The organism is Lysinibacillus sp. NPDC095746 (assembly GCF_044763535.1).
In the GTDB taxonomy this organism is placed as follows: domain Bacteria; phylum Bacillota; class Bacilli; order Bacillales_A; family Planococcaceae; genus Lysinibacillus.
The window spans coordinates 22,240-38,744 of record NZ_JBIWGL010000023.1; the positions used below are offsets into that span (position 1 = coordinate 22,240).

The 16,505-nt window shown below is 38.2% G+C and carries 18 protein-coding genes; 2 read left to right on the forward strand and 16 right to left on the reverse strand.

Going from position 1 to position 16,505, the window contains the following annotated elements:
- Positions 1 to 25 precede the first annotated feature (25 nt).
- The 9 genes from ACIQ7N_RS16810 to ACIQ7N_RS16850 form a co-directional block, all read right to left on the reverse strand.
- On the reverse strand, positions 26 to 964 hold the full coding sequence (locus ACIQ7N_RS16810) for an ABC transporter permease (RefSeq protein ID WP_402934134.1): 939 nt from the start codon (positions 962 to 964) through the stop codon (positions 26 to 28).
- Entirely contained in the window at positions 942 to 1,865 is a 924-nt protein-coding gene (locus ACIQ7N_RS16815) for an ABC transporter ATP-binding protein (protein ID WP_132362899.1), read from the reverse strand. The genes ACIQ7N_RS16810 and ACIQ7N_RS16815 overlap by 23 nt, the downstream gene beginning before the upstream one ends.
- A 5-nt stretch (positions 1,866 to 1,870) precedes the next feature.
- Positions 1,871 to 2,566, reverse strand: a complete 696-nt coding sequence (locus ACIQ7N_RS16820; RefSeq protein ID WP_132362901.1) for an ATP-binding cassette domain-containing protein — start codon at positions 2,564 to 2,566, stop codon at positions 1,871 to 1,873.
- A gap of 10 nt (positions 2,567 to 2,576) precedes the next feature.
- Positions 2,577 to 2,933 carry a GntR family transcriptional regulator gene (locus ACIQ7N_RS16825; protein WP_402934138.1) on the reverse strand — a complete coding sequence of 119 codons (357 nt, stop codon included), beginning with the start codon at positions 2,931 to 2,933 and terminating at the stop codon, positions 2,577 to 2,579.
- The gene (locus ACIQ7N_RS16830; RefSeq protein ID WP_402934141.1) at positions 2,930 to 3,700 is read right to left on the reverse strand and encodes a hypothetical protein; all 771 of its coding nucleotides are present in this window, start codon (positions 3,698 to 3,700) and stop codon (positions 2,930 to 2,932) included. The genes ACIQ7N_RS16825 and ACIQ7N_RS16830 overlap by 4 nt, the downstream gene beginning before the upstream one ends.
- 390 nt (positions 3,701 to 4,090) lie before the next feature.
- The gene (locus ACIQ7N_RS16835; protein ID WP_402934144.1) at positions 4,091 to 4,849 is read right to left on the reverse strand and encodes an ABC transporter ATP-binding protein; all 759 of its coding nucleotides are present in this window, start codon (positions 4,847 to 4,849) and stop codon (positions 4,091 to 4,093) included.
- A gap of 3 nt (positions 4,850 to 4,852) precedes the next feature.
- Positions 4,853 to 7,171 carry an ABC transporter permease gene (locus tag ACIQ7N_RS16840; RefSeq protein WP_402934147.1) on the reverse strand — a complete coding sequence of 773 codons (2,319 nt, stop codon included), beginning with the start codon at positions 7,169 to 7,171 and terminating at the stop codon, positions 4,853 to 4,855.
- On the reverse strand, positions 7,156 to 7,542 hold the full coding sequence (locus ACIQ7N_RS16845) for a hypothetical protein (protein ID WP_402934150.1): 387 nt from the start codon (positions 7,540 to 7,542) through the stop codon (positions 7,156 to 7,158). The genes ACIQ7N_RS16840 and ACIQ7N_RS16845 overlap by 16 nt, the downstream gene beginning before the upstream one ends.
- Positions 7,523 to 8,173, reverse strand: coding sequence for a TetR/AcrR family transcriptional regulator (locus ACIQ7N_RS16850; RefSeq protein ID WP_402934153.1), 651 nt, complete (start codon positions 8,171 to 8,173; stop codon positions 7,523 to 7,525). The genes ACIQ7N_RS16845 and ACIQ7N_RS16850 overlap by 20 nt, the downstream gene beginning before the upstream one ends.
- A 199-nt stretch (positions 8,174 to 8,372) precedes the next feature.
- On the opposite strand from ACIQ7N_RS16850, the gene ACIQ7N_RS16855 reads away from it, so the two are divergent.
- Positions 8,373 to 9,239 carry a pentapeptide repeat-containing protein gene (locus ACIQ7N_RS16855; protein WP_402934156.1) on the forward strand — a complete coding sequence of 289 codons (867 nt, stop codon included), beginning with the start codon at positions 8,373 to 8,375 and terminating at the stop codon, positions 9,237 to 9,239.
- A gap of 312 nt (positions 9,240 to 9,551) precedes the next feature.
- On the opposite strand, the gene ACIQ7N_RS16860 is transcribed toward ACIQ7N_RS16855, so the two are convergent.
- The 7 genes from ACIQ7N_RS16860 to ACIQ7N_RS16890 all read right to left on the reverse strand — a co-directional run bounded on the left by ACIQ7N_RS16860 (position 9,552) and on the right by ACIQ7N_RS16890 (position 16,105).
- Positions 9,552 to 9,767: a hypothetical protein gene (locus ACIQ7N_RS16860; protein WP_402934159.1), complete on the reverse strand. Its 216-nt coding sequence runs from the start codon at positions 9,765 to 9,767 to the stop codon at positions 9,552 to 9,554.
- A 331-nt stretch (positions 9,768 to 10,098) separates the two neighbouring features.
- A complete protein-coding gene (locus tag ACIQ7N_RS16865; RefSeq protein WP_402934163.1) occupies positions 10,099 to 10,278 on the reverse strand; it encodes a hypothetical protein in 180 nt (59 codons plus the stop codon).
- A gap of 229 nt (positions 10,279 to 10,507) precedes the next feature.
- The gene (locus tag ACIQ7N_RS16870) at positions 10,508 to 12,223 is read right to left on the reverse strand and encodes an FTR1 family iron permease (protein ID WP_402934166.1); all 1,716 of its coding nucleotides are present in this window, start codon (positions 12,221 to 12,223) and stop codon (positions 10,508 to 10,510) included.
- Entirely contained in the window at positions 12,198 to 13,457 is a 1,260-nt protein-coding gene (gene efeB, locus ACIQ7N_RS16875; protein ID WP_248718765.1) for an iron uptake transporter deferrochelatase/peroxidase subunit, read from the reverse strand. The genes ACIQ7N_RS16870 and efeB overlap by 26 nt, the downstream gene beginning before the upstream one ends.
- Before the next feature lie 6 nt (positions 13,458 to 13,463).
- Positions 13,464 to 14,330: an iron uptake system protein EfeO gene (efeO, locus tag ACIQ7N_RS16880; protein WP_402934170.1), complete on the reverse strand. Its 867-nt coding sequence runs from the start codon at positions 14,328 to 14,330 to the stop codon at positions 13,464 to 13,466.
- Positions 14,331 to 14,473: 143 nt separating this feature from the next.
- On the reverse strand, positions 14,474 to 15,673 hold the full coding sequence (locus tag ACIQ7N_RS16885; protein ID WP_402934173.1) for an MFS transporter: 1,200 nt from the start codon (positions 15,671 to 15,673) through the stop codon (positions 14,474 to 14,476).
- Positions 15,674 to 15,685: 12 nt separating this feature from the next.
- Positions 15,686 to 16,105, reverse strand: coding sequence for a MarR family winged helix-turn-helix transcriptional regulator (locus ACIQ7N_RS16890; RefSeq protein WP_402934176.1), 420 nt, complete (start codon positions 16,103 to 16,105; stop codon positions 15,686 to 15,688).
- An 86-nt stretch (positions 16,106 to 16,191) separates the two neighbouring features.
- On the opposite strand from ACIQ7N_RS16890, the gene ACIQ7N_RS16895 reads away from it, so the two are divergent.
- Positions 16,192 to 16,428, forward strand: coding sequence for a hypothetical protein (locus tag ACIQ7N_RS16895; RefSeq protein WP_402934179.1), 237 nt, complete (start codon positions 16,192 to 16,194; stop codon positions 16,426 to 16,428).
- The last annotated feature ends 77 nt before the right edge of the window (positions 16,429 to 16,505 follow it).

Sequence of the window (16,505 nt, forward strand, 5' to 3'; positions counted from 1 at the left end):
GCAGTTCATGAAAGCAAACGCATTTTTATGCTGTTACATCACGTTTCATAAATGTCATATAGCTGATCACAAGGAAAATTACAGCGTAAATCGCAAGAATTGTGAGTGAGAATGGCATTGTCATACCATCTATTATAAAATTGCCTTTTTCATACTGTGTTAAGTCTGAATGTGTTAGCCAAATATATTTAACGATTTTAAATCTGCTTAGGAACATCACAATCATTCCACCTGTAAAAGATAAGAACATCGTTAAGCCAATCGCTAAAGAGCTTGAACGGAAAACTGAGCCCACTAAGAAAGCAAACAAAATTGACATAACAAAGCTTCCGCCAGAAAGTAAGTAGTGATAAGCTAAATCATTCCATACTGCTTTTTCAACAATTTGACCATTGACCATTTCTAGCTCAACACCAGTTGTACCGCCAAATAGTATCAGTCCAACAAGAGCACTTACTACGACATTGACAACAAACAATAAGAGTCCAAATATGAAAGTTGTAAGTAATTTTGACGTTAATATTTTTGCGCGCGAAACCGGACGCGTTAATAGCATTTTAATCGTACCAGTAGAGAATTCACTAGATACAATACTTGCTGCAGTAATAACTGTAAACAATGTCACTAAAGTCAGCATGCCACCTGTCAATGACATAAAACTCTCTACGCTACCATCTACTTGTGATGGCACATTATTGGCTAATCGATACTCCGAAATAGCAATTTGCTCCTCAAAGTATTTTTTATCCTCTACCGATATATTGTCTTCGTTCATAAACTCTTTATTATTATTAATGGCCTGTTGTTCACTTTCCTGCCACGTTATATCTTCTGTTATTTTTGTATCAAAGTATTTCAGCATAATACCTGGACCAATAATAAAGAGGATAACTAGCGCGACCATTACCCAAGTTCCTTTTTTATGCCATAATTTCATCCATTCATTTTGAATTAGCTTCAGCAATTTGGCCACCTCCTGTCATTTCTAAGAATTGATCCTCTAACGTTTTTTGATGCGGTTGTACAGCAAATAATTGAATTCCTTCATTCACAAATTGCATTATTAGTTTCGGTATATCCTCTTTCTTTATTTCCACCACATAACCGTTATTTTCTGTCACAAAGTTGTAATCAAGCTTTTGTAGAAGTGCTGCAGCCTGATCATTTGGTGTAGCTTCAATATAATAAAACGAAGAAGTTTCAACGTTGATATCACGAATGTCAATGAGTTTGCCATTTTGAATAACAGCTACTCGATCACACATTAACTCAATTTCGGATAATAAATGACTGGAGACAAAAACAGATACTCCATCCTCCGCCGCGATTTTACGTAAATACATACGAAACTCTCGGATACCTGCTGGATCCAGACCATTTGTAGGTTCATCTAAAATTAAAAATTTTGGACGATGAAGCAGTGCCTGTGCAAGTCCTAAACGCTGACGCATCCCTAACGAATACGTTGATACCTTTTCATGAATGCGTTTCTCAAGACCAACTTGTTTAACGACCTCTTCAATACGCTCTTTTGTCACATTTTTATGCATACGCGCAAAGTGCAGTAAGTTTTTATAGCCCGTCATAAATTTATACATTTCCGGATTTTCTACAATTACGCCGACCTTACTAATCGCTTCCTCATAATTATCCTTTAGGGAAAGACCATCAATAATGACGTTCCCCTCAGTTGGATGCATAAGCCCTGTCATCATACGAATTGTCGTCGTTTTCCCTGCGCCATTCGGTCCTAAAAATCCAGTAATTTGACCTGGATATAAATCGATATTCAATTGCTGAATCAATTGCTTACCACGAATGGTTTTTGAAATATTTTGCAATTGAACAATAGGTTGTGTTGTCATTAATTTCACCCTTTCTTATAAAATGCCTTCATCCATTGCACAGCATCCTTATTCGACATATCTCGAATCGTCTCTACTTCCTCATGTGCAATAATCGAACCATTTTGTAATAAAATGATTTGATCTAAAATAGGCTCTACTTCATATAATTCATGTGTTGATAATAAAATTGTCTGATGTTCAATATCAGTAAATTGAATTAACCCTTTAATGAGCTGTTCACGAACAATAGGATCAAGACCAGAAAATGGCTCATCCATTACATAATAAGGTACTTCTCGCCCAAGAGTTGCGGCCATTTTCATTCGACCACGATTCCCCTTTGATAATTGCCGTAATTTCACACTTTTATCAACTTGCAAAAACTCCGCAACAATACATGCCTTATCATACGAAAAATCTTCGAATTGAGAAGCATAATGCTGAAAAAGCTGCTCACCTGTGTAAAAATCAAAAAATAAATCAATATCTGGTAAATAAGCAATTTTATCAGCACTTCTACGTGTAACAGGTGTTCCATTTAGCAATACTTCCCCACTCGATGGACGTAATATGCCTGTCAACACTTTAAGTAGTGTCGACTTGCCACTACCATTTTCTCCAACAAGCCCAATGATTTGTCCAACCGGAAAGGAAAATGACACATCCTGAAGAATAGGCTTTTTCATATAACGAAAAGAAACATTCGATAACTGCAGCATTTATTTCACCTCACGATTTATTTTGTAAAACAACAATCATCTCTTCCTTTGAAAATCCAAGTGCTTCAATGGAAGTTAAAAAATGATCTGCTAATTGTGTTTTCATTTCTTCGCGTAAAAGCGCAATTCGCTTTTCTTCAGTTGTAATAAATGTACCTTGACCTCGTTTGGTTTCCGTTATATTCATCGCTTCTAACTCCTTATACACCCGTTGCACAGTATTTACGTTAACACCTGTCTCCACTGCATATTCTCGAACCGAAGGAAGTCGATCCCCAAGCACTAACTTCCCTTTCAGAATGTCCCCACATATCCTATCTACGAGCTGACTATAAATGGGCTTATCACGTGAAAAGTCGATTGTCATCGTAAAACCACCTTTTCAAACCACTTAGTCGCTATGATAAATAGGACGGCTACCAAAATAAAAGTTGCTACTTCATCTACGATATACATGGTGCCCCAACTTAAATTCATTGTTTGTGACTTCGGAAAAAATGGTTCCAGACCCGTTAATGGAATACCTATATGATGGAAAATATTATCATATAATTTACTTTCTGTAAATTTGAACCATAAATTCAAACTAAAGAAAAAGGTAAACATCGTGATAACTACAGAAAAGTTACCAAATAAGTGTTTCATTTGGAGATTAAATGCAAAAAATAGTAGCACTATCACAAACATCATCAATTGGAAAATAACAATAAGTGATACAACAAGCATAATCAATAAAAAGATTTGGGCGAAGTTGCCTATAATCTCTTCTTTGATATTGTATATAGCTATACTCACAAAGATAAAATTGAAGATAGCGTATCCTATTAAGGAAAATACAATTTTAACACCTACAAGCTGCGCAATAGAACTAGTTGAATGCAGCCAGATCTCTTTGATCCTTAAGTCATTACGGATGCTAATTAGATATTGTAATACCGAAAAAAATACACCTAACATAAGTACTAATATCGAAAAGAAAAATGGCAGCTGGTTTTCCATCGTAAATTCACCACTAAAACGCCTAATTAAATATGGAACGATTATTGACAGCATGATCCCAATAAAAATTCCACTAAATAGCCACGCCCTATAAAGCATCCATTCCTTTTTCAACAGCCCTGCAAAATTTTTCACATAAACACCTCGAGTCATAGTGTACTAGTTAAATATTACACTATGACTTTTAAGTTTGCAAGTATTAAAAGCAAAAAAAGGAAGAACCTTAAAAATATAGGCTTCTTCCTTCAGGTTGTAATGCAATATATACATCTTCTGCAATATTGGAGGTGATTTCCCGAGGGCGTCAATTCTTCTAAAGAGCTTATGTTGGCATTCTCCGCTAAAAGTGTGAGTTGCGCCGCTAACCAAAGGAAGAACGCCACTAAAACCCGAAATTCCGCCGCTAACCAAGCAAGGATCAGTCCGCTGAGCTGCTTGGTCGGCAAGATGTTGATCACGAAGGCGTTATTACAGGACGCGTTCGTTCCCCCCAGGTTCTCATTCAGCCTTTGTTGATCTAACAACTTATATCCCTATTCCCCACATTTTCTCCGTTACTTTCCCTATTCTGTCATCAATATTCGTTCCGTCAAACTTTGGAAGCTTTAGCTCACTTACGATTTTTCCATCTCTCATAAACAAAACACGCTCTGTCCGCGCCGCTACCTTTACATCATGAGTGACAAGCATGATTGCAGTTCCGCCCGCGTTAATTTCGGAAAAGATGTCCATAATCTCCTGTGCTGATTTTGAGTTAAGAGCACCTGTTGGTTCATCGCCGAAGATGATTTTCGGGTTGTTCAAAAGCGCTCGACAGATCCCTGCTCGCTGTAACTGCCCTCCCGAAACTTGTGTAATGTCGCGCATTTTAAGCTCCTCTATACCAACCCTCTTCATAAGTGCTCGTGCCTTCTCTGATATTTTTGCAACATTTTTTCTATTCTCGCGCATTAATGGCAGAATAATATTATCGAGAATATTTAGATTTTTAAGCATCGTTGGCTGCTGAAATACAAAGCCCATTTTAGTTCTACGTATATCTGAAAGTTCAACCTCCCTGATTGACGATAGATCAATGCCATCAAAAATAATCCTTCCACCATCAGCACTGTCCATGCCGCTTAGTGCAAACATTAGCGTTGTTTTACCCGAGCCAGAGGGTCCCATTATTGCAACAAACTCACCCTCGTTTATGTCAACGGACGCTCCGTCGAGAACATTGCACTTTTCATCACCCTCGCCGAAAGTTTTTACAATATGTTCACCGATGATAATCTTCTTCATAAACTACTCCTTTATATTTTCGGATATTTTTATTTTCCCCGCGCCCGATGTACCAATTATTGTTGTGATTAGTACCGAGCAAACCATCATTAACGGACAAAGTACGTACGCGGAAAGTGGATTGATTGAAAAACTAAACGACGACGCCCCAAACGAGGAGATAACCGCGCCAGCAAGTACTTCTCCGAGAGTATTCGCTAATAGAGTACCAAGAACAATTCCGATCATTGATATGAATACCGCTCGCGATGCAAACTGTATCGTAATATCCGGGTTTGTAAAACCTAATGCTTTCATAACGGCAATAGAATATCTGTCCTTTGCGACAAGCATTTTCATAAACAACAGTGTTACTAGTACCGTTATTACGAGTGCTATGGCAATTGCAGCAATGGATGCCTTGCTTACCGATTTTATAGTCGAGCCGAATGTTTGAGTTACAAATTCATCGATATTGGAAATTTTAGCGAAAGTAAATCTGTCCGCATACTCTGAGACTTTTTCATTAACAAGAGATTTATCTGAAAGCTTCGCGCAGATCACGCTCCACATTATACCTTCCGAATTATCAGTAAAAATAGCCTTTGCCGTTTTTCCTCCGTTCGTAATGTCGGAATAAATGCCACTTACCGTGAGCTTTATGTCCTTCCCATTCATCACGACCGTCATGACATCGCCAACATTTTTGCTCATTTCATCAGCGTTCAAAGATGAAAGTGCAATTTCGTTGTCAACTGCGGGTGCTCTGCCCTCGATATATTGAATGGGGAATATCGAATGGTCGCCAAGTTCGATTTTTATATTTTCTTCCGAACCGTCTTCTGTTTTTGTTTTGAATGTCTTTGTTGTAAGGATGGTATATTTTGAAATGGACCTGTCGTTGTTAATAGATGTTAAAACCTCGGCAGATTTTTTAGAAATATGATCAGTCTGCTGAATATCGATACGAATATCGTAGTTTCCAATACCCATATATTTAATGAAACTTGTTGAGGAAATCGTGTTGTAAAGGTTTTGTGGAACAATTATGATAAATGATGAAATTACAAGTACGGCAAGCATTGTAGCGTAAAGTCTCTTCCTTGCGAGAACATCCTTAATACCTAGAAAAATATTCGGGTTAAGCAACTTATTTCTATGCAGGCAAAAGCGCTTTGTTCCTGCGTTTTTTTCCTGTGAAGTGCCAAAACGCATTGCTTCTGCAGCAGATATTTTCCGAAATCGTCTTAGTATTCCGCTTACATAGGCAATTATCGCTAGGAATACAAGCAGTATGCCAATTATTCCTAATGCCGCGGCAAATGAAGTGTTCTCGCTTTCCCCCATATAAAGTCGGATATTTTCAAGAAGCAGGTCTTTGTATATTAACGAAAGTGCAAAACCGAGAATACTACCCCCTGCTGCAATCGCTGTGTACTTCGCAAGATAAATTTTCTTAATGTCAGAAAGACGCAACCCTATCGCCTTCATAACACCAATTTCACGGTAATCATCCTCGATTTTTGCAAGGAGTGTAAAACGTATGCACATAAATGCGATTGCAACGACTAGAACGCTTATAAGAAGGATAACTGCTATTAGCAGCCCATCGGAAATTGCGTTAAGAGTTTTGAAAAGTGGATATGTAATCGTTGGTCCATTCGCTTCAAGCCCTGCGGAGGCATAAGCAGTTTCAAATTCACTAAGCGCAGTTAAATCCTTTAATCTAAACTCAATCAAATATTCCGTACTTCCATTGTCTTTTATTGCCGCGTAATCATTCGGACTGACTAAAAATCTTTTTGAGGAAGACAACATGGAATTCATCTGTGAATCACGAAGGAAGCCCGCTACAGTAAATTTCTTCCCACCTATTACGGCTTTATCACCGACCTTTATGTCGATGTCCTTCATATAGTTTATCGGCACATAAAGCTCTCCATCGGATACGTTTATGACGTTTCCGTCAAGATCAAGAAGATAATCAAATTTTCCACTCTGTATACTGAAACCATTGTCTTGAACATTATTCGCAAGCGAATGGTCACCTAAAATAATTTGCCCATTGTTCATATTAAGAAACTCAAGCACTTGAAATTCATCAACATTGTTGTTTTGCTCCGCGAAATTCGCAAGTCGTACAGGATCAATATCCCCCGAGTGCATTTGCATAAAATGCGGCGTTTTCGCCTGATTCATTAGAGAATCGATCGCACCAGAAAGATTGACAATAAGTATCGCCGAAAGCGAAACAAGCATAGCCGCAGCAGCGACAAATATCATTGTTGTCAACGTTATCAGTTTGCTTTTAGCAATGTCATTACGGATTAATCTGAAATACATACGTCACCTCTGTTTTCAAGCTTTTTAACTGACTTCAAATTGAACAGAATGAACGAAGTAACACATAATAAAATGCCAGCGATTATGATGAGTAAGCCCGTTCCTTTACCATAACCTGTACCGGTGTTAGCAGGCAATCCGCCGTCAACTAGCAAAGGAGTGAACATATAATCTGCAAGTATACCCGAAAGCGAGGGCAAAAACGCAAGTAAAAATCCAAGCGTCATTGCCGATGCCTTTCCCGGCTGCTGGAAAACATAGATTGCAAGCCCAAACACTGTAAGCCCGCTCCTTATTGCTGAAAGCTGCCCTGACCAAAGTAGAAGAATTTTTTTGAAAAAATCCTCTGAATCAACCATCGTTGTTTCCATTTTCTTCACCGCCATTGCTAAACATCTTCATCATGTACATAAGACTTCCGCTTTCGACACCGAGCAGTCTTTCTACGTTGAAGACAAAAGCTGGTATACGCGCAGCACGTTCTTCATCGGTTATATCAACCATATCATCATCAAAAACGGTATTCGTATAGGCCACAATCATTTCCATACATTCATACGGATACGGTGTACTGAATAGTCCTTGCTCAATCCCCTCACGGATTATTTCCGTCAGTATTGGGGGAAGACCGTTCATAATAACCTTTTGTATTTTCTGATGCATAAGCGCGTTCTGAGGCTTATGTATATGGTCAATAATTTCCTTCCCGTTTCCATCACTTATGTTTAATGCCATTACAACACGAACAATACGCTCGTGAACGGCTATGCTCTTATCAGCAGCAATTCGATTGGCTGCACCTAAAATTTGAGCATTATACCGCTCAATTAGCGCGTCCATAATATCTTCCTTCGACTTGAAGTGATAATACAGCGTTCCTCGTGCAATTCCGACCTTTTCGAGAATATCGTTAGTACTAGTGCCATCAAAGCCCTTCTGACCGAAAAGCTCATCAGCCGCATCCAGTATTTCGTTTCTGCGCTCCATCGCTTCTTTTCTCATTTTTACTCCTCCTCATAGACCGACTGTCTGTCGATGAAAATTATAGCATTTTACAATAAATTGTCAATAGGCGGCTGTTCCGATTTTATAAATATCTAGAGATCAATTATAAATTCATCCATACAAAATTATCCTTTTAACGCATAATAAGTGATAGAATAAAATGTAAAAAGTTAATGTGTTAAGTGAGGTAAACATCATGGCTGAAGTAAAAAAAATCGATTATACAATAGGAAAAAAAATACGTGAAGGCTTACAGGCCGATTGCCAAAGCTGTTTTGGTCTATGTTGTACAGCTTTAAATATTGCTGCTTCTAGCGACTTTGCCATTAATAAAGCCGCTGGCACACCTTGCCCTAATCTACAATCCGATTTTAGCTGTCAAATTCATAGTACACTTAGAGGTCAAGGGTTTAAAGGATGTACAGTTTTTGATTGTTTAGGAGCAGGACAAAAAGTTTCACAAACAACTTTCCATGGACAAGACTGGCGACAACACCCTGAAATTTCTGAGAAAATGTTTCATGTCTTTCCGATTATGGAACAACTGTATGAAATGATTGCCTACGTCGCAGAGGCATTATCGTATACGGTTGATTCATCCCTATTTAACAAACTACATAGGCAATTAGAACAGCTACAGCGTGCAACTGAGCTAGAAGCAGATGCAATACTAGCAATAGATATTCCTAATTTCCGACTGCCGGTGAATGTTTTACTGTTAGAAACAAGTGAGCAAATTCGCCAAATCCTTATCGAAAAGATTAATGGAAAAAGCGCTCGAAAGTATGACTATCGTGGGGTTGATTGGATTGGAAAGAATTTAAAGAGCAAGGATTTAAGAGCAACCGATCTTAGAGGAGCTTATTTAATTGCTGCCAACCTACAAAATGCAGATTTAAGAGGGGTTGATTTTATAGGTGCGGATTTACGAGACGCCAATTTACGCGGCGCAGACCTTTCTAGCAGTATGTTTTTAACCCAAATGCAAATAAATTCAGCACAGGGCAATCACCAAACAAAATTACCCTCCCACCTAAAACGTCCGTCGCATTGGCATAACTAACTTCTAAAAGAGGGGAAGTCAGCAATTCCCCCTCAAAATGAGAAAAACACTATATTGTTTGCTGAAAGCTGGATGTATCTATAAAACCTTGAAAAAGATTGATTAAAATTAATCACCGCTTTGACTGTTCAAAGAGATGCAATGCAACATATGAAGATGTCGAAGCGCTCCTGGAAATGAGAGAACAGCATAACAAAAGGACTTACGTATATGAGTTGTAATACGCATAAGTCCCCTAGATTGTGGAAGCAAAAATTCATAAAAAAAATTGTACTCAATGATTAAACAATCCCTACTCTAGTAAAGCCACATTTATAGATTATTAATTACCAATACATTTAAAACCCAACCAAGAATTGAAATGATAATAATACTCCAAGCATTTTTCTTACGCTGTATTACACCTACAATTCCCATAATCACCCCTAGTAATGGTGAAAATAGAATACCTATAATATATGCAAAAATATTGTAGGTATTATAACTGTAGATTTCACTATTTTCATTACCGTGTTTTTCACTATCCATCTTCATTCCCCCGTCTACTTTAGGCCAACTTGATGTTGGTCACTGAGTCATGTGTTGATGTTCATAAAACCCTATTGTGCTGGCGCTTCGCTTTCGCACAGATAAATTGCCTCTAAGTTCCTCTATATCAGTGGAGGCTTTGACATCCGCCGAAAGAGATCCAACTTTGAGTTAGGGAGAAATAAAATTGAAGTTCCGATAATTTGCCCCCATTGAATCTCATCACGAAATAAGCGTTGAATTATAACTAAATAGTATGAAAAAAATTAGCGAATATTGTATATTTTGGTTCATCACCAAAAGTTGTGGATGACTTTAGTTTAAACGTCTACTATGTAAATAGTTGATTGGAGTGGAGACTGGGCGACTCCTCGGGGATCAGCGTCACGATGAGACCCTGCAGCGCAGTGAAGCGGCTCATCGGACGCCCCCAGGAAAGCGCCCAGTCGGAACGGAAATCAACCACACATTTTGGTGTCGATCCTATACTTTTCTTTATATTTTTTACCATATACATCCTCCACATACAATAGTACCCTTTTCCACTTATTCAGGAAAGGCAACAATACAATTAATTACATAAAGTCGTAAAGTTGTATTGTAGAAATGAGCCTATTTATTTTCCTTTTGTAACGATGCAGTAAATTATATCAACGTCCAATTTACAAAAAAATAAACCTTTGTTTAGTGTTATTGAAAAGCAAAAAGGCAGATGAAAATAAATTCATCTGCCCTTCTATTTATTTTTGTTTCTTTTTATAAATGACCGTAGCTACAATAAGTAAAAGTAAAATCGCTTGCCCAATCATTGTTTCTACTGTTGGATAAAAACCAATGAAGCTGACAACTGGCAAGCCATCTACAATTGTTGTTGAAACTGTATCTCTTAGCTGCAGTGTATGCAGACTGACACCAATAATTTTAAACGCCAATACATAGATTAACACCGTTGCCACTGCGAAAAATTTATGAATTGGAATTTTTCCACTTGCTTTCAGTAACACAAATGCAAAAATAGTTAATAATATAAGTGCTACTACGATACCTAGTACAAATTGAGATGTCTCCATTTTAGGTGCAATCCCCGCATAAAAGACAAGTGTTTCTGCCCCTTCACGGAAAACGGATAAGAAGCTAATTACTGCCATCGCAAACACCGAGCCACTTGAGATGGCATTGCCCATTTGTTTGGAGATATAGCGATTCCAGCTTGTCACACTTGATTTACTATGGAGCCAAATACCAACGCCAATCATCATCGCTGCTGCTAGTAACCCAATATAACCTTCCATCAGCTCTCGACTTGTATCAATTGTCGCAGATTGGAAAAGTGTCGACATTAAAACAGCTGCTATCGCTGATAGTAAGATTCCTACTAATGCGCCAACATATATCCATTTGCGCATTGTTTTTTGTCCAGATTTCTCTAAGAACGATACTAATGCCATAATAATAAGCAGTGCCTCTAAGCCCTCTCGGAGTAAGATTAATGCTGCATCCCACAGAGTATAATCCGAGTCACCTTGAATCAATTCAATTTCAGTGCGGAAAGTATCAAGCTTACTTTGAATTGCTTTGGCATCGACGTTAGACTTTAATAAGTCACTAACGAGGATCGGCATATCACTTTCAATTTTTGTATAAAGGCTGCCGTTACGTGTTGAAATACCAATTTCTACACTTGGCCATATTTTAATGAACTCTCGAATTTTATCAGATGCAGCCTTGTAATCACCTGCATCGATAAAATCGTTTGTCTCATCAATATAAGCGACTAGTGTTGCTAAAGAATACTCACCTTCAACAACTTTCGCCGTATCATTACCTGCTATAAAATCCTCGATTGTTTGTTTTAATTCTGCATATTGAGATTGCATTAAGGCTACATCTGGCTTTTCCGAAGCAAGTGAGATTCGGATAAAGGCCATCTGTGTTTCAATTTGTCCGTACATCGCAATACTTTGCTCACGTACAGGGCGTTCAATTTTCTTCCATTTCGTATTAAAATCCTTATACGCTGCGTCGATTTTAGTTAAATCACCACTTGCTAAGGCATCTTCAAATGCTTTCATGTTAGGTTTAAATTTCGTGCCAAATTCTGCTCGCTGCGCAGCTTCATCTACAGGATTCTCAAGCTTTTCTAAAGCACGTAAGGCATTTGACAAGTCAGACAATGCCTTTAAACGTTCTTCTTTGGAAGTAGCTTTAACTGCTTGCGCAAGAATTTCATCTACTTTTACTTTTGCGTCCTTTTGCTCAGACGTGACCGATGCCCAGTCTGTGGCAAATTGTTCAAGTGCATGTTCTGCCTCGGCTTCTTTGTCCTGCTTCGTATTCATTAGCGCATCACTAATAGAAATGTACAAATGACTATATGATTGCGCTGCCTGCACTGGTACAGCAAGTGCCAATAACAAGCAAAGTACTAAACTACAGCGCGTTAAAAAGTGCTTCACCTATATAACTCCCCTTTGATACACCAGGGAAGCAAGCAAACACTGCGCTGCCTCGATGGGTAATGTACTCATTCAATTTATCCATTCGCCCTAAGCTATTTTGGACTGTTGTAAACTGGGCTGGGTCTTTTTGATAAGATATAAATAATAGTCCGGCATCATGTGTACCCGTATTCGTCATAACTCCTGATGCATAAGAGTATGAACGACGTAAAATACGTGCACCCGATTTACGTGCCAAATGCACATGTGAAGTATCTGGCATAATATACTCACCGTTACTATCCTTCGCCTCTACATCGAAATCATCAAATTCTTTCTTTTTACCAATAGGTGCACCACTATCGCGATAACGACCAAATGTTGCTTCTTGATCTTTTAAAGATGTACGATCCCATGTTTCAAGATGCATCTGTATTTTACGAGCTACTAAATAAGAGCCGCCTTTTAGCCAACCTTTATCGACCCATACTACTTTATTTAAATCTTTTTCATCGGTACTCGATGGATTTACCGTACCATCCTTGAATGCAAATAAATTTCTAGGTGAGCCTCCGCCAGCTGGGAATGAGTTAAATCCTGCCTGTGACCATTTAATTTCTACCTTACCAGAAGCTGCACGAACTAAATTACGTACAGCGTGGAATGCCACTTGTGGATCATCCGCACATGCTTGAATACAAAGATCCCCACCAGTAAATTCTTTTTGTAACTGATCCTTCGGGAAGTGAGGTAAGTCTTTTAATTCCTCAGGCTTCAAATGCTGGATACCAAGTTTATCAAACAAAGAAGGTCCTACACCTATTGTAATCGATAAGTTTGAAGCATCTAAGCCATCCGCTTCACCAGTATCTCCTGTCGGCACTCTAGTATTTGTTGTTAAATCTACCATTAATTCACCATTCATTAAACGTACAACAAGAGGTGTCCATTGTTTGAACAACTCTTGTAGTTCTTTCTTTGATGTAAATAAAACATCCAAAGAAGCAAAATATATATTTGTCTGAACAGGTGTAATAATGCCAGATTGATGTTTTCCATAGAAATCAACTTTGTTAACTGCTGTCGTGCTGTCTGCAACAGGCTCAAACACATCATAGCCCATTACTTTCATAACACCACCTAAGCCAGAAGCACCGATTGCTACACCAGCTACTCCCATACCTGTTAACTTTAACATGTCACGTCTAGATATTTTTTTATTGATCCATTTTTCATCATTTGACACTGTCATTTATTATCACTCCAAAATAATACCCATTTGGCTTAATGGTTCTCCAAGTTGATTTACGGCTGCTGCAAGTGCTTTTGTGTTTTCTTCAGTTAATTCTTCATAAGAAACATACCCGCCATTAGCAGTTGCATGCTTGGCCAATAAATCATCTACTGCTTTGAACTTTTCATCCAATGTTGCTACTAAGTCTTTGTCTTTCGCTTCTAATTTTGGACGTAGGATTTCAAAGATTTTTTCTGCACCTTCGATGTTTGCTTTAAAGTCATATAGGTCTGTGTGAGAATAGATTTCTTCTTCACCAGTGATTTTAGATGTTGATACTTCATTTAATAAATCAACCGCACCTGTAATCATTAAATCTGGTGATACTTCTACAGTTTGAACTAAAGCGTGTAATTCTTTAGCGTCTGCTAGTAATTGATCTGCAATTGCCTCGTAGCCTGCAGTTTTATTTTCTACCCAAAGCGCATGTTCAAGCTTATGATAACCTGACCATTCTTCTTCGCCCTTACCTTCTTCTTTAATATCAGCTAAACGACCGTCAATACGTGGATCCAGGTCGCCAAAGCTTTCAGCGATTGGCTCTGAGCGCTCGAAATACATACGTGCTGGTGCATAGGCAGCTTTTGCTTTTTCAATGTCACCGGCTTTAAATGCGTTCACAAATTTTTCTGTTTCTAGTAAAAATTGATCCATTTGCTCTAAGGCAAATTTTTGATAAGCTGCAGTTTCAACGGATAAATCAACTTTTGTACCTTTTTCTGCTTGCTCTGTTGCAGGCTTATCTTCTTTTTTAGCTTCATCTGTATTGCCACAGCCAGTCATAAGAATGCCCCCTGCAACTAATACTGACAATAATGAATTTTTTTTCATGCTAAGTACCTACTTCCGAAATAGTTTATATCGAGAATGATAATGATTATCATAGTCGATTGCAAGAAGTATTTTTAATTAAAGAAAAAAACATCATTATCTAGGTGATAATAATGTTTTTTCTTCAATATAAAGATTCTAAACTATGAAATTTTTGCTTGTTTTACATTTTCATTTTTTCCATATAAAAAATAATAAAGGACAATTGAAACTAAAATAACGAATACCATCGCGAAGAAAATAGCACTGTACCCCGAAGTCGGAACGAAGAATCCTAAGAAATAAGGACCAACACCTAAACCTAAATCATATAAAATAAAATATGTCGATGTCGCAAGTCCTAAACGCTCATTTGGTGTAACTTTAATAGCGATTGCTTGCGCTACTGAATTGAAATTGCCATAGCCAATTCCTATGCAAGCAGCTGCTAATAAAAAGACAATACTACTTGTCGCAGAACTAAAAGCATACATACCGACTGCAAAAATGACTAGACATGGATAAATCACAATGTTCGCACCTCTAGTATCTAGTAATTTCCCTGTAAATGGACGTGTCGCTAAAATGACAATTGCATAAATAATAAAGAAATAACTTCCCGCTGTTACCAAATCAAGCTCTTTCGCATAAAACGTCATAAATGACATAACCCCTGAATAGGCAAAGCCAATAACGAGCGCCACAAAAGCAATTGGCACAGCACGCATTTCGATAAAATTGGATAGCTTAAATCCTGTTTTCTCAGCCATTTCTTTCGCCTTCTTCGGTGCATCTGGAATGGTTACGATAAAATACATCAAAAAGCAAACAATAGCTAATACGGAATCAACAGCAAAAATCATCCGATAATCTGCAAACAGCTGTGTTAAAAGAATACCTACAAAAGGTCCTATAGCCGTTGCTAAAATAGCACTTAAGCTATAATAACCGATACCTTCCCCTCGTCGCTCAGGCGGTAAAATTTGGGCAATAATTGTTCCTGTCGCCGTACTAGCCACCCCAAGTGCAATACCTTGTACTAAACGATTAAGCATAAGAAGGGGCAAATTCGTCGCGATAAAATAAGACATCGTTGATAGCATAAACAATAATAATCCACAAAATAGTGTTTTTTTGCTACCCCAATCCCCAATGATACGTCCAGTCCCGAGACGACCAAATAATGTACCAATAATAAAAATACTCGATACAAGCCCTGCCGTACTAGTTGAAGCCCCAAAATGCTCAACCGCATAGCCTGCAATTGTTACCATCAATAAAAAAAATATTAAGGTAATGGTAAAGTTAATGAGTGAGACGATTAAAAAGTCCTTCGTCCAAAGTTTTTGTCTAGATGCTTCCACTTTTTTTCTCTCCTACCGATTGATGTTTGCACAAATGTTCGCTAAAACTTGTGTCGCAATTTCAATATCCCGCTCTGATACCCCTGCGAGTGCCTGTTCCATAGTTGGTTTTAAATGCGCTTGAATTTCTTGCACAATCACTTCACCATTAACCGTTAATTGTACAAGCTTTTCACGTTTATCCCTACCCGCTACCGTTTCCACATAGCCAAGTTCCACAAGCTTGTGCACAAGCCTAGTCACACTCGGCTTTTCAATATACATAAAATTCGCAATATCAACAAATGTATGTGGCCCTTTATCCTTCAATAATCGAAGGAGAGCCCATTGAGAACTATACAGCTGATATTTCCCTAACTGCTCATTCACTAGATTGATAAACGGTCTGTACATTAAGCGGTACTGATTAAAAAACTCTTGTTCAATCGTCAACAATATCACTCCTTTTTAGTTAGTTAGCCTAACTAACTATATACTTAAAAAATCTATTTGTCTAGTAGGAAATTAGGGAGAAGTCTGTGGTTTTAGGGCAGCTATCCGGCATTTTGAACGGGCTATCTGGCATTTTCGACTCTCAATCCATGATTTTGACCGGGCTATCCAGCTTTCTCAGCTTTCTATCCACGTTTTTGACCGCTATCCAGCTTTCTCAGCTTTCTATCCACGTTTTTGAGCAGGCTATCCAGCTTTCTCGGCTTTCTATCCACGTTTTTGACCGCTATCCAGCTTTCTCAGCTTTCTATCCACGTTTTTGAGCAGGCTATCCAGCTTTCTCAGCTTTCTATCCACGTTTTTGACCGCTATCCAGCTTTCTCAGCTTTCTATCCACGTT